The sequence below is a fragment of the Rubellimicrobium aerolatum genome, assembly GCF_017872975.1.
Taxonomy (GTDB): Bacteria; Pseudomonadota; Alphaproteobacteria; order Rhodobacterales; family Rhodobacteraceae; genus Rubellimicrobium; species Rubellimicrobium aerolatum.
Window position 1 is genome coordinate 43997 of the sequence record NZ_JAGGJP010000016.1, and the last position, 12330, is coordinate 56326.

Genomic DNA, 12330 nt, shown 5'->3' on the forward strand with positions numbered 1-12330 from the left:
TCCATGCGCTACATCTCCACCAGGGGGCAGGCCCCCGCCCTCGATTTCGAGCGGGCCATGATGACGGGGCTCGCCTCGGACGGCGGGCTCTATGTCCCCGAGGTCGTGCCCGTGATGGCGCCTGCGGAGATCGCGGCGCTGGCGGGCCTGCCGTTCGAGGAGGCGGCGTTCCGCGTCATGCGGCCCTTCGTGGGCGACAGCTTCGCGCCCGAGGAGTTCCGACGGCTGATCGGGGCGGCCTATGCGGGCTTTGGCCACGCCGCGCGGGTGCCGCTGGTGCAGCTCGGGCCGAACCACTTCCTGCTGGAGCTGTTCCACGGGCCGACGCTGGCGTTCAAGGACGTGGCGATGCAGCTCATCGGGCAGCTCTTCCAGGCGTCGCTGGCGCGGTCTGGCGGTCGGATCACCATCGTGGGGGCGACCTCGGGCGACACCGGGAGCGCGGCCATCGAGGCGTTCCGGGGCCTCAAGGGCGTGGACGTGTTCATCCTGTATCCGCACGGCCGGGTGTCCGAGGTGCAGCGGCGGCAGATGACGACGCCCAGCGAGGCGAACGTGCACGCGCTGGCGATGGACGGGGACTTCGACGACTGCCAGGCGGCGCTGAAGGCGATGTTCGCGGATCGCGGCTTCGCCGAGGGGGTCGCCCTCGCGGGCGTCAACTCCATCAACTGGGCGCGGGTGCTGGCGCAGGTGGTCTACTACTTCACCGCCGCCGTGAGCTTGGGCGCCCCGCACCGGGCGGTGAGCTTCACGGTGCCGACCGGTAACTTCGGCGACATCTACGCGGGGCTGATCGCGCGCCGCATGGGGCTGCCCATCGACAGGCTGGTGATCGCCACCAACCGGAACGACATCCTGCACCGGACGCTGCTGACGGGCGAACATCGCAAGGAGGGCGTGACGCCCTCGATCAGCCCGTCGATGGACATTCAGGTGTCCTCGAATTTCGAGCGGGCGCTGTTCGACGCCTATGGGCGCGACGCCCATGCCGTGACGCAGGACATGGCGAGCCTGCGGGCCGAGGGCGGGTTCACGGTGGGGCAGGGGGCCATCGAGCAGTTGCGCGAATGGTTCGCCTCGGGCCGCGCCTCGGAGGAGGAGACGGCCGCCGCCATCGCCCGGACGCTGGCCACCACGGGCGAGCTGGTCTGCCCGCACACGGCGGTTGGAATCCACGTGGCGGAGCCCCATCTGGGCGAGGTCCCCATGGTGACGCTCGCCACCGCGCATCCGGCCAAGTTCCCGGACGCGGTCGAGGCCGCGACGGGGATCCGCCCCCCTCTTCCCCCGCGCATGGCCGACCTGTATGACCGGCCGGAGCGGGTGACGCGGGTTCCCAACGACCTCGACGCCCTTCAGACCCTCATCCGGGAGCGCATCCGCCCGTGACCGTCCGCCTTCATACCCTGCCCAACGGCTTCCGCATCGCCACCGAGTCCATGCCGGGCCTCAAGTCCGCCGCCATCGGCGTCTGGGTCCTGGCCGGGGGGCGGCACGAGCGGGCCGAGCAGAACGGCATCGCCCACTTCCTCGAACACATGGCCTTCAAGGGCACCGCGCGGCGCACCGCGCTGGAGATCGCCGAGGCCATCGAGGACGTGGGCGGCTACATCAACGCCTACACCTCGCGCGAGATGACGGCCTATTACGCGCGGGTGCTGGAGGACGACGTGGACCTCGCGCTCGACGTGATCGCGGACATCCTGCTGAACCCCGTCTTCGCCGACGAGGAGATCGAGGTCGAGCGGGGGGTCATCCTGCAGGAGATCGGGCAGACGCTCGACACGCCGGATGACATCGTGTTCGACTGGCTGCAGGAGGCGGCCTACCCGGACCAGCCCTTGGGCCGGACCATCCTGGGCGAGACCGAGCGGGTCGAAAGCTTCGGCAAGGACGACCTGCGCCGCTTCGTGACCGAGCATTACGGGCCGGGCCAGATGATCCTCTGCGCCGCCGGCAGCGTGGACCACGAGGCCATCTGCCGGGCGGCCGAGCAACTGTTCGGACATCTGAGCCCCATCGCCCGGCCGTCGCTGATCCAGCCCGCCCGCTGGCAGGGCGGCGAGCGGCGCGAGATCAAGGCGCTGGAGCAGGTCCATTTCGCGCTGGCCCTCGAAGGGCCGGACTACCGCGACCCGGCGATCCACACGGCGCAGATCTGGGCGACGGCGCTGGGCGGGGGGATGTCCTCGCGGCTGTTCCAGGAGATCCGCGAGAACCGGGGGCTCTGCTACACGATCTTCGCGCAGGCGGGCGCCTACGAGGACACGGGCCTGAGCACGATCTACGCCGGCACGAGCGCCGAGGACATCGTGGAGCTGGTGGGCCTGACCATCGACGAGCTGAAGCGCGCCGCCGACGACATGACCGAGGCCGAGGTCGCGCGGGCGCGGGCGCAGATGAAGGCCGGGATGCTGATGGGGCTGGAAAGCCCGTCGAACCGGGCCGAGCGGCTGGCGCGGATGCTGTCGATCTGGGGGCGCGTCCCCCCGGTCGAGGAGCAGATCGCCAAGATCGAGGCGGTGACGACGCGCGACGTGCGCGACTTCGCGGCCCGCATGGCGGGCAACACCGGCACGGCGCTGGCGGTCTATGGCCCCGCAGAGGCGGCCCCCACGCTCCAGGCCCTGCGGGAGCGGCTGGCGGCCTGAGGAGGCATCACCCGTGATCTTCCGCCGCCGGGAGCTCCGCCTCGAAACCGAGCGCATGGTGCTGCGGCCGCCCGCCATGTCCGACTGGCGGGCTTGGTCGGCGCTGAGGCGCGACTCGGCCGAGTTCCTGCAACCCTGGGAGCCGACCTGGGCGGCGGACCACCTGAGCCGTCGCGCCTTCACCAGCCGCGTCGGCTGGGCGCGGCATTCCATCGCCACGGGGACGGCGGTGCCCCTGTTCCTGATCCGCCACGACGGGGCGCTGCTGGGGGCGATCACGCTGGACAACATCCGGCGCGGCCCGGCGCAGTCGGGGACCACGGGCTACTGGATCGGCCAACCCTTCTCGCGCCAAGGCTACATGCGCGAGGCGGTGCAGGCCATGGTGCAGTTCGCCTTCGGCGCGCTGGACCTGAGCCGGATCGAGGCGGGGTGCCTGCCCGAGAACACCCCCTCGCGCCGCCTGCTGGAGGGCTGCGGCTACAAATACGAAGGGGTGGCGCAGAGCTATCTCCAGATCAACGGGCGGTGGCGGAACCACGTGCTCTACGCCAACCTTCGGCTGGATCGGCGCGGGCGGACGGACGCGGGTTGACGGGCGCTCGCGATTTCGTGCGATGACCGGACGGCAAGGCTCGCTAGGCTGTTCGCCATGCGCCACGCCCTTTTCGCCCTCCCGCTCCTCGCCGCGCTTCCCGCCGCCGCGCAGGAACGCATCCAGAGCAACTGCATCGCCTTGGCCCAGGGGCCGGAGCGGGTGATGCCGGCCAGCTTCCGTCACCCCGTGCCGCTCGACTCGGTGCGGATTTCCTACGTCAACCACGCGATGTTCCTGATCCAGACGCCGACCGTCTCGGCGGCCACCGACTTCACGGGGTTCCTCGGCAACGTGGATTTCCTGCCCGACGTGGTGACGATGAACCATGCGCACGGGACGCACTGGACCGAGTTCCCCGACCCCGCCATTCCCCACGTGCTGAAGGGCTGGGCCGAGGGCGATGTGGCTGCCGACTACCGGCTCGACCTGGGCGAGATGCTGGTGCGGAACGTGCCGACCGACATCCGGGGCCGCTTCGGCGGCGTGGAGCGGGACGGCAACTCGGTCTTCGTCTTCGAGGCGGGGGGCCTGTGCATCGGCCACCTGGGCCACCTGCATCACGAGCCCACGCCCGAGGACTTCGCCCTCATCGGGCGGCTGGACGTGGTCATGGTGCCGGTGGACGGCGGGCTGACGATCGACCACCCGACGCTGGTCCGCGCGCTTGACCGCTTTCGCGCGCGCATCGTCATCCCGATGCACTGGTTCGGGCGTGGGACGCTGGAGTCGTTCCTGTCGGACATGGAGACGGAGGCAGGCTACGCGGTCGAGCGGCGGACGGAGAGCGCGATGACGCTGACGCTCGCGGACCTGCCGGACCGGCCCATGGTGGTCGTGCTGGAGCCGCAACTTCTCTCCGAGGACTGACTTGCCGTCGGGCGAAGGCGGTGCCAGTTGAGGCGCCATGACGCTCCAGCCCGCCACCCCCGCCTTCCTGGACACGCTCCGCGACCGTCTGCCCGCCGCCGCCTTCCGCGAGGCGGAGGAGCGGCACCTGACCGAGCCGCGCGGGCGGTTCCGGGGGACGGGGCTGCTGCTTGCCCCTAGCTCCACCGAGGAGGTGGCGGCGATCCTGCGGGCCTGCGCCGCCGCGCGGGTGCCGGTGGTGCCGCATGGGGGCGGCACGGGCCTCGTGGGTGGGCAGGTCGTGGCCGAGGGCATCGCGCCGGTGATCCTGAGCCTCGCCCGGATGGACCGGGTGCGGGCGGTCCACCCGTCGGAGAACGTCATGGTCGCCGAGGCCGGGGTGATCCTGGCCGAGGCGCAGGCGGCGGCGGCGCGCGCGGGGCGGCTGTTCCCGCTATCGCTCGCCTCCGAGGGCTCGGCACGGATCGGGGGCCTGCTCGCCACCAACGCCGGGGGCACGCAGGTCATCCGCTACGGCAACGCCCGCGCGCTCTGCCTGGGGGTGGAGGCGGTGACGGCGCAGGGGGAGATCTGGCACGGCCTGAGCCGCTTGCGGAAGGACAACGCCGGATATGACCTGCGCGACCTGCTGATCGGCTCCGAGGGGACGCTGGGCATCATCACCGCCGCCGCCCTGCGGCTGGTGCAGCCCCCGGCGGGGGTGGGGGTGGCGCTGCTCGCCGTGCCGTCGCCCGCCGCCGCGCTGGACCTGCTGGGGCTGGCGCAGGGGCGGTTCGGCGACGCCGTGCAGGGATTCGAGCTGATGGGCCGGATGGGCTTCGACTTCCTGGAGGAGACGGGCCTCGGCGCCTCGCCGCTGGCACCGCGCCCTGACTGGTCGGTGCTGGTGGAGCTGGGACTGCCCGAGGGGCTGGACCCGCAGGCGGCGCTGGAGCGGCTGTTCGAGGAGGGGAGCGAACGTGGTTTCGTCGCCGACGGCGTGCTCGCGGCGTCCGAGGCGCAGGCGGCGGCGCTCTGGGACCTGCGGGAGCGCATCCCCGAGGCGAACCGGCGCATCGGCTCGGTGTCCTCGCACGACATCTCGCTGCCCTTGTCCGAGATCGCGCCCTTCATCCCCGAGGCCGAGGCGGCGCTGGCGGCGCTGGGGCCGTTCCGGGTGAACTGCTTCGGGCACCTGGGCGACGGCAACCTGCACTTCAACGTCTTCGCGCGGCGGGGCGTGGACCGTGCCGCCCACGACGCGCTGCGGGGCCGGGTGAAGGAACTGGTCCACGACCTCGTGCACGCGCGGGGCGGGTCGGTGGCGGCCGAGCACGGGGTCGGGCGGCTCAAGGTCGCGGACCTCGAACGCTATGGCGACCCGGTGAAGCTCCAGATGATGCGGGCGGTGAAGGCGGCGCTGGACCCCCAAGGCCTCCTCAACCCCGGCGCGGTGCTGCGCGCCTCCTGACCGCGCCCCCTTAATGCCCCTCGAAGGCGCAGAGCGCGTGGACGCGGTGCCCCGCCGCCTCCAGCAGCCCCCGCCCGCCCAGGTCGGGCAGGTCGATGACGAAGGCGCAGCCCAGCGCCTTGCCCCCCAGCCGCTCGATCAGCGACAGCCCGGCGAGGGCCGTGCCCCCGGTGGCGAGGAGATCATCCACCAGCAGCACCTTCTCGCCGGGGCGGATGGCGTCGTCGTGGGCCTCCAGCACGGCGGTGCCGTATTCGAGCTTGTAGGCCTGCTCCACGGTGCGCCCCGGCAGCTTGCCCTTCTTCCGCATCGGCACGAAGCCCGCCACGAGCTGGTGCGCCACCGCGCCGCCCAGGATGAAGCCCCGCGCCTCCAGCCCCACGACCTTGTCGATCCGCACCCCCGCCCAGGGGTGCAGGAGCTGGTCCACCGCCATGCGGAAGCCGCGAGGGTCGCCGAACAGCGTGGTCACGTCGCGGAACAGGACCCCCGGCGAGGGGAAGTCGGGGATCGTGCGGATGTAGTCCTTGACGTTCATGCGGGTCTCCGGGCCGGTCGCGGCGCGCTTATAGGCCTCCTGGGGCCGGGCGTCACGGCGTCTCGGGCGGGTAGTGGCGGCGCAGGGCCTCGCGGTCCTGGGACCCGAGCCGGGTGACGGAATTCGAGTCCTCGGCGAAGACGGACCGATCATCGTAATAGGGGTTGCGGATGTCCGTCATCAGGCCCATCGCCTGCGTCAGCTCCTCCAGCACCACCGGCACCACGTCCGATCCGGGCAGGTCCTCGGCCAGGACGATGGCGGCGCGGCTGAGGTCGGCCGCGTCGTCCCACCAGACGGTCACCAGCGCCGCCCCGATCGTCTGCCCGTCCACCCCCGACAGGCCCGTGCCCGCGATGGCCTCGCCTTCGTGGATGGCGACGAGGTGGACGACGATGTCGGGCGAATCGCCCCGGGCCGCGCGCCGTAGGCGCAGGGCGGCGCCGGCGGCGTTGATCTCGGCGATGGCGTGGTCCACGGCGGCGGTCATGCGGCCGATCATCTCGGAGGGGTAAGCCGAGGACACCGGCGCGAAGCCCACCACGAGGTCGCGCGCCACCTCGGGCGGCCAGCGGATCGGGTCCAGCGCGCAGGGGCCGCCGGGTGGCGCGCGGCAGGCCACAAGCCGGTGGAAATCCTCGTCCGAGAGCCGGCCCTCCGTCGCCAGGAAGTCGTTCTCCCCGGCCCCGGCCACCTCCGCCGCCAGCAGCGCCGCCAGGAGGAGCGCCACCCGCTTCAAAGCACCCGCCCCGCGACGGCGCGCAGCCGCGCCACCAGCGCCGGGTCGCGCCGGTCGGGGGCCGTCATGATCGCGTGGTCGAGCGCGCGGTCGCAGCCATCGGCGCAGGGGTGACCTTCGTCGCGCAGCAGCGCGGGCAGGCGGCGGGCGAGGTCGCGCCCCCGTTCCACGTTGGCGGCCAGCACGGCCACGATCGCCGCCGCGTCCACCGGCCCGGCCCCGTCGCGCCAGGAGTCGTAGTCCGTCACCGTGCCGACGACCGCGTAGCAGAGCTCGGCCTCGCGGGCGAGGCGGGCCTCGGGCATCGCCGTCATGCCGATCACGTCGCAGCCCCATTGGTCGCGCCAGATCCGCGACTCGGCCCGCGAGGAGAATTGCGGCCCCTCCATGCAGAGGTAGGTTCCGCCCCGGTGCACGGTCGCGCCCGCGGCCTCCGCCGCCTCGGCGGCGAGGGCCGAGAGGCGCGGGCAGGTGGGCCGGGCAAGGCTGACATGGGCGATGCAACCGGTCCCGAAGAAGGACGCAGGCCGCCCGGCGGTGCGGTCCACCATCTGGTCCACGACCACGAGGTGCCCCGGCGTCATCTCCTCGCGGAACGACCCCACGGCCGAGACCGACACCACGTCCGTCACCCCCAGCGCCTTGAGAGCGGCGATGTTGGCGCGGGAGGGCAGCTCGCCCGGCGCGTGGACATGGCCGCGCCCGTGGCGGGGCAGGAAGCTCACTGGCACGCCGTCCAGCCGCCCGGTCAGGATCGCGTCCGAGGGACGGCCCCAGGGAGTCGCCACCTCGCGCCACTCCGCGTCGTCCAACTCCAGCCCGTAGAGGCCCGAGCCGCCGATCAGTCCCAGATGCGCCGTCATGCCCCGTTCCCCGTCGTCCGCCCGAACGTGCCCCCGCCCCCAGGCGGAGGCAACCGGCCCCCACCCCGCGTCAGGCTGAGGGCCGCCGAGGGCGGGCCATCTCAAAGACCTCGCGCACGGCGGCGTAGTCGCGGTAGCCCAGCCGGGCGAGCGGCTGGAACAGCGTCACGTCGAAGCGTCCGTCCCGCAGGCAGTCGTCGCGCAGGTGGATGCCGGTGACGGCCCCGAAGACGGCGTAGTTGGCCTCGCCCGCCAGCCGCACGATCCGGGTGAGCCGGCATTCCAGCGCCGCCGGGGCGCCCTCCACCCGCGCGCAGGCGACCGTCTCGCAGTTCGCCTTGCCGACGCCCGCATGGGCGAACTCGTCCACGTCGCGGGGCAGGGCGGCGGAGCTGGCGTTCATCGCCTCGCGGGCGGCGAACTCCACGATGTTGATGCAGAACACCCCGGTCTCGCGGATGTTGCCCAGCGAATCCTTGGTGCCGTCGCGGTCGGGCTTGGCCTCGCTGGACCCGAAGACCACCTGCGGCGGGTCCGAGGCGACGGCGTTGAAGAAGGAATAGGGGGCGAGGTTGTCCTGCCCCCCGGCCCCGCGCGTGGAGATCCAGGCGATGGGGCGCGGCGACACCACGGCGTGGAAGGGGCTGTGCGGCAGGCCGTGGCCGTCGGCGGGGCGATAGAACATCCGGTGCATCCCTGCATTGACTGGGGCTCCCGCCATGATAGGGGCGGCGCGCCCGGTGGCCAGGGGTGTCGGGCCAAGCGTGTCGGGCGAGGCGTGTCGGGCCAGGCATGTCGGGAAGGTGGCGCGGCCGGTGGGCCGCGAGGGGCCACGGGGAACCAGGAGCAAGGGGCGACGGAAGCGCGATGATGCGGCTGGCCGAGGAGACGGCGGACGACTGGTGGGAGGTCGAGGCGCTGCTCGACCTGTGCTTCGCGCCGGGGCGCGAGGCGCTGTCCTCCTATCGCCTGCGCGAGGGCGTGGCGCCGGTGGCGGCGCTCTGCCTCCTGGCGCGGGACGACGACGGGACGCTCGCCGGCGCGATCCGAAACTGGCCGGTGCGGATCGACACCGCGCACGGGCGGAAATGGGCGCTTCTCCTCGGGCCCGTGGCGGTCCACCCGACCCACCAGGGCGAGGGGCTGGGCGCGGCGCTGATCCTGCGCGCGGTGGAGCTGGCGCGCGAGGGAGGTTGGAGCCGCGTCCTCCTCGTGGGCGACCTGCCCTATTACCGCCGCTTCGGCTTTGCCCGGCTGAAGGGCGTGGGGATGCCGCCCCCCACCAACCCCGAGCGCATCCTGGGCCTGGAGCTGCGCGAGGGCGCGTGGCAGGGCGTGACCGGCCCTGTGATCCGCGCGCTGCCCTGACCCGCGGCCGCGCCGCCCCCTCGCGTCCCCCGTGGCCGACGCAAGGGACGCCTGAGAACCCTTCTACCACGCAAGGATTGCCAAGCGGTTAACGCGCCGGAAGAAACTCGCGCATTGAAACGCGGGGCCGGGCGACCCATTCTCAGGGCATGACCCAAGCGACGCTCAAGGAGGTGAACCCCGACAACCCGCCCCTCCCCCTGGGCGAGGCCGAGCGGGCCGCGATCGCGGCGCTCGCCCGCCGCCAGAGCCGCGCGGGGGGCCTCCTCATGCGCGCGGTGAACCTCGTGGGCGGGTCGGTGGAAGGGGGCCTCCGGGTCCTGCCCAAGCCGGTTCGGGACCAGATCGACAAGGCGGCGCAGGCGGCGCTTCTGCGGAGCTACGACGCCGCCGCGCGCACCCGGACGGGCGAGGGCCGGCTCGCCAGCTGGGCGGCCTTCGTGACCGGCGACCGCGCGCACAAGGCGCTCGCCGCCGTCTCGGGCGCGCTGGGCGGGGTCGGGGGCCTGCCGACCGCATTGGCCGAGCTGCCGCTGGCCACCACCATCATCTTCCGCGCCGTGCAGGGCGTGGCCGAGGCGCATGGCGAAGACCCGCAGTCCGAGCAGACGCGGATCGAGTGCCTGCGCGTCTTCGGCGCCGGGGGGGCCGCGATCAAGGAGGACGTGGGCATGGACACCTCGTTCCTCGGCGCGCGGCTGTCGCTGTCGGGGGCGGCGATCAACCGGCTGGTGTCGCGCATCGCCCCCCGCTTCGGCGCGGTGATCGGCCAGAAGCTTGCGGGCCAGGCGGTGCCGATCCTGGGCGCGGCGGCGGGGGCGGGCACCAACTGGGCCTTCATCGACTATTACGTGGAGATGGCGCACGTCCATTTCGGCCTGCGCCACCTGTCCCGCACCCACGGCGAGGAGGCGGTGCTCGACCACTTCCACAAGGCGCTGGCCGAGGGCGGGATGCCGCTGAAGCGGGCCTGACGCGCTGTCAGGGCTGCCGCGCCAGCCATTCGGTCAGCGCGGGGCGCACCGATTCATCGCCTCGGATGCGGGCGTCGTCGATGACCTTGCGCGCCTCCTTGAGGTCCACCCGGCGGATCAGGCTCTTGACCGGGCCGATGGAGGCGGGGCGCATCGACAACTGCCGGAACCCCATCGCCGCCAGCGCCACCGCCTCGACCGGGCGGCCCGCGTCCTCGCCGCAGAAGGACAGCGGCGTGCCGGCCGAGGCGCAGCGTCCGACGATGCCGGACAGCAGCTCCAGGAACGACGACTCCAGCATGTCGTAGCGCCGCCGCACCCGTTCGTTCTCGCGGTCGGCGGCGAAGAAGAACTGCTTGAGATCGTTGCCGCCCACCGACAGGAAGTCCACCTCGCGGAAGAAGGCGTAGGAGGCGAAGGCGAGCGAGGGCGTTTCCAGCATCGCGCCCACCTCGACCTGCGAGGGCAGGGGATGGCCCAGGATGCTCTCGCGCTCCAGGGCCTTGTTGAACTCGGCGCGGGCGAGGCGGAACTCGCCGGGGTTGGCGACGAAGGGGAACATGACCGTGAGGGGGCGCCCCGAGGCCGCGCGGATCAGCGCCTGGAGCTGCATCCGCAGCACGCCGGGCTTGTCGAGCCCCAGCCGGATCGCGCGCCAGCCCATCGCCGGGTTGGGCTCGTCCTGCGGCTTCATGTAGGACAGCACCTTGTCCGAGCCGATGTCGAGCGTGCGGAAGGCCACGCGCTTGCCCTTGGCCGAGTCCATGACGCGGGCATAGAGGGCCGACAGCTCGGCCCGCCGGGGCATCTGGTTGCGGACGAGAAACTGCAGTTCCGTGCGGAACAGCCCCACCCCCTCGGCCCCCGAGGACGGCAGCGAGGGCAGGTCCGCCATCAGCCCGGCGTTCATGTGGAGCCCGACCACGGTGCCGCAGAGCGACTGCGCCGGCAGGTCGCGCAGGTCGGCGTAACGCTCCTGCGCACGGGCCAGCATGGCGATCTTGTCCTCGAAGGCCTTTCGCACGGTGTCGTCGGGGCGGAGGTGCGCGAGGCCCTGCTCCCCGTCCACGAGCACGAGGTCGCCGTTCAGCGCCTCGGTGACGATGCCACTGGCGCGGATCACCAGCGGGATCGCCCAGGCCCGCGCCACCACGGCGGCGTGGGAGCCCACGGACCCCTCCTCCAGCACGATGCCCTTCAGCGTGCCCTTGCCGTATTCCAGCAGCTCGCCGGGGCCGATGTTGCGGGCGACGAGCACCGGGTCGTCGGGCATGGCGGCGCCGGTGTCGCGGCCCTGGCCTGTCAGGATGCGGAGCAGCCGGTTCGACAGGTCGTCGAGGTCGTGCAGCCGGTCGCGCAGGTAGGGGTCGGACGCCTGCCCCATGCGCGAGCGGGCGTGCGACTGCTCCTTCTCGACCGCCGCCTCGGCCGAGAGGCCCGAGCGGATGTCCTCCTCCATCCGGCGCAGCCACGACCGCGAGTTGGCGAACATCCGGTAGGCCTCCAGCACGCCCACCTCCTCGCCGTCGGCGGCAGGGGTGCCGGCCAGCATCTCATCGACCTGGGCGCGCAGCCTTTCGATGGAGGCGCCCAGCCGCTGCAGCTCCCGGTCCGGATCGTCCGAGATCGGGTTGGTGACGACGACGCGCGGCTCGTGCAGGAACACGCGGCCCGCCACCGCCCCCTCCTGGCCCGACAGGCCCCGGAAGGTGATCGGCCGCTGGTGGCGGGGCGACAGCCCCCCCTCGCCGCCGGTGAAGGCGCCGAGCTCGGTCATCTCGGCCAGCACCATCGCGACCACCTCGAGCGCATACACCTCGTCGGGGGTGTATTCGCGGGCGGCGCGGGACTGCACCACCAGCACGCCCAGCACCTCGCCCAGCCGCTGGATCGGGACGCCGCAGAACGAGGAGAACCGCTCCTCCCCCGTCTCGGGCATGTAGCGGAAGCCGCGCTCGGCCGGGGCGTTGGCGGTGTTCGTCACCGCGCGGTCGCGGGCGGTGCGGCCGACCAGCCCCTCGCCCAGCCGCATCCGGGTCTGGTGCACGGCCTCGGCCTTGAGGCCCACGGTCGCGCACAGCTCCAGCGTGTCGGCGTCGCGGAACAGGTAGATGGAGCAGACCTCGCAGCGCATCGACGTGGCGATGAGCTGCACGATGCGGTCGAGACGGGTCTGCCCGACGCTGGTGGCGGCCATGACCGCGCTGAGGCGACCCAAGAGCTTGCGGCTCTCGCTCTCGGTGCGGTCGGGCATCGTGTCCCCTCGGGGGCTTCTCCCC

At 72.7% G+C, this 12330-nt stretch carries 12 protein-coding genes; 7 read left to right on the top strand and 5 right to left on the bottom strand.

What is annotated here, in order from left to right; all coding sequences use genetic code 11:
• Positions 1–3 precede the first annotated feature (3 nt).
• The 5 genes from thrC to J2Z33_RS14895 are packed head-to-tail and all read left to right on the top strand — an operon-like array spanning position 4 to position 5569.
• Positions 4–1392 (top strand): threonine synthase, encoded by a 1389-nt coding sequence (gene thrC, locus J2Z33_RS14875; protein WP_209842470.1) that lies wholly within the window; start codon positions 4–6, stop codon positions 1390–1392.
• On the top strand, positions 1389–2654 hold the full coding sequence (locus J2Z33_RS14880; RefSeq protein ID WP_209842472.1) for a M16 family metallopeptidase: 1266 nt from the start codon (positions 1389–1391) through the stop codon (positions 2652–2654). Before thrC ends, J2Z33_RS14880 begins: the two co-directional genes overlap by 4 nt.
• A 55-nt stretch (positions 2655–2709) precedes the next feature.
• Complete coding sequence (locus J2Z33_RS14885; protein WP_245218898.1) at positions 2710–3249, top strand: GNAT family N-acetyltransferase; 540 nt, start codon at positions 2710–2712, stop codon at positions 3247–3249.
• Positions 3250–3306: 57 nt separating this feature from the next.
• Positions 3307–4119, top strand: a complete 813-nt coding sequence (locus J2Z33_RS14890; protein WP_209842475.1) for an MBL fold metallo-hydrolase — start codon at positions 3307–3309, stop codon at positions 4117–4119.
• Between the two features lie 37 nt (positions 4120–4156).
• Positions 4157–5569 carry an FAD-binding oxidoreductase gene (locus J2Z33_RS14895; RefSeq protein ID WP_209842477.1) on the top strand — a complete coding sequence of 471 codons (1413 nt, stop codon included), beginning with the start codon at positions 4157–4159 and terminating at the stop codon, positions 5567–5569.
• A gap of 10 nt (positions 5570–5579) precedes the next feature.
• Here the strand turns inward: J2Z33_RS14895 and J2Z33_RS14900 are convergent, their stop codons facing one another.
• The 4 genes from J2Z33_RS14900 to J2Z33_RS14915 form a co-directional block, all read right to left on the bottom strand.
• Positions 5580–6107, bottom strand: coding sequence for an adenine phosphoribosyltransferase (locus tag J2Z33_RS14900; protein WP_209842479.1), 528 nt, complete (start codon positions 6105–6107; stop codon positions 5580–5582).
• Between the two features lie 52 nt (positions 6108–6159).
• Positions 6160–6837: a DUF2927 domain-containing protein gene (locus J2Z33_RS14905; RefSeq protein WP_209842481.1), complete on the bottom strand. Its 678-nt coding sequence runs from the start codon at positions 6835–6837 to the stop codon at positions 6160–6162.
• 5 nt (positions 6838–6842) lie between these two features.
• Positions 6843–7709 (bottom strand): S-methyl-5'-thioadenosine phosphorylase, encoded by an 867-nt coding sequence (gene mtnP / locus J2Z33_RS14910; protein ID WP_209842483.1) that lies wholly within the window; start codon positions 7707–7709, stop codon positions 6843–6845.
• A 70-nt stretch (positions 7710–7779) separates the two neighbouring features.
• Positions 7780–8394: a flavin reductase family protein gene (locus tag J2Z33_RS14915; RefSeq protein WP_209842485.1), complete on the bottom strand. Its 615-nt coding sequence runs from the start codon at positions 8392–8394 to the stop codon at positions 7780–7782.
• A 182-nt stretch (positions 8395–8576) separates the two neighbouring features.
• On the opposite strand from J2Z33_RS14915, the gene J2Z33_RS14920 reads away from it, so the two are divergent.
• Both J2Z33_RS14920 and J2Z33_RS14925 read left to right on the top strand, forming a co-directional pair.
• Positions 8577–9077 carry a GNAT family N-acetyltransferase gene (locus J2Z33_RS14920; RefSeq protein ID WP_209842487.1) on the top strand — a complete coding sequence of 167 codons (501 nt, stop codon included), beginning with the start codon at positions 8577–8579 and terminating at the stop codon, positions 9075–9077.
• Positions 9078–9226: 149 nt separating this feature from the next.
• Positions 9227–10051, top strand: a complete 825-nt coding sequence (locus J2Z33_RS14925; RefSeq protein ID WP_209842490.1) for an EcsC family protein — start codon at positions 9227–9229, stop codon at positions 10049–10051.
• 7 nt (positions 10052–10058) lie between these two features.
• On the opposite strand, the gene ptsP is transcribed toward J2Z33_RS14925, so the two are convergent.
• Entirely contained in the window at positions 10059–12305 is a 2247-nt protein-coding gene (gene ptsP, locus J2Z33_RS14930; protein WP_209842492.1) for a phosphoenolpyruvate--protein phosphotransferase, read from the bottom strand.
• Positions 12306–12330: the final 25 nt, after the last annotated feature.

Excerpts from the sequence above, each read along its gene's own strand:
- mtnP (WP_209842483.1), bottom strand. The coding sequence starts at position 7,709 with ATGACGGCGCATCTGGGACTGATCGGCGGCTCGGGCCTCTACGGGCTG.
- J2Z33_RS14920 (WP_209842487.1), top strand. The coding sequence starts at position 8,577 with ATGATGCGGCTGGCCGAGGAGACGGCGGACGACTGGTGGGAGGTCGAG.
- J2Z33_RS14915 (WP_209842485.1), bottom strand. The coding sequence starts at position 8,394 with ATGTTCTATCGCCCCGCCGACGGCCACGGCCTGCCGCACAGCCCCTTC.
- J2Z33_RS14900 (WP_209842479.1), bottom strand. The coding sequence starts at position 6,107 with ATGAACGTCAAGGACTACATCCGCACGATCCCCGACTTCCCCTCGCCG.
- J2Z33_RS14890 (WP_209842475.1), top strand. The coding sequence starts at position 3,307 with ATGCGCCACGCCCTTTTCGCCCTCCCGCTCCTCGCCGCGCTTCCCGCC.
- J2Z33_RS14885 (WP_245218898.1), top strand. The coding sequence starts at position 2,710 with ATGGTGCTGCGGCCGCCCGCCATGTCCGACTGGCGGGCTTGGTCGGCG.
- J2Z33_RS14895 (WP_209842477.1), top strand. The coding sequence starts at position 4,157 with ATGACGCTCCAGCCCGCCACCCCCGCCTTCCTGGACACGCTCCGCGAC.
- thrC (WP_209842470.1), top strand. The coding sequence starts at position 4 with ATGCGCTACATCTCCACCAGGGGGCAGGCCCCCGCCCTCGATTTCGAG.
- ptsP (WP_209842492.1), bottom strand. The coding sequence starts at position 12,305 with ATGCCCGACCGCACCGAGAGCGAGAGCCGCAAGCTCTTGGGTCGCCTC.
- J2Z33_RS14925 (WP_209842490.1), top strand. The coding sequence starts at position 9,227 with ATGACCCAAGCGACGCTCAAGGAGGTGAACCCCGACAACCCGCCCCTC.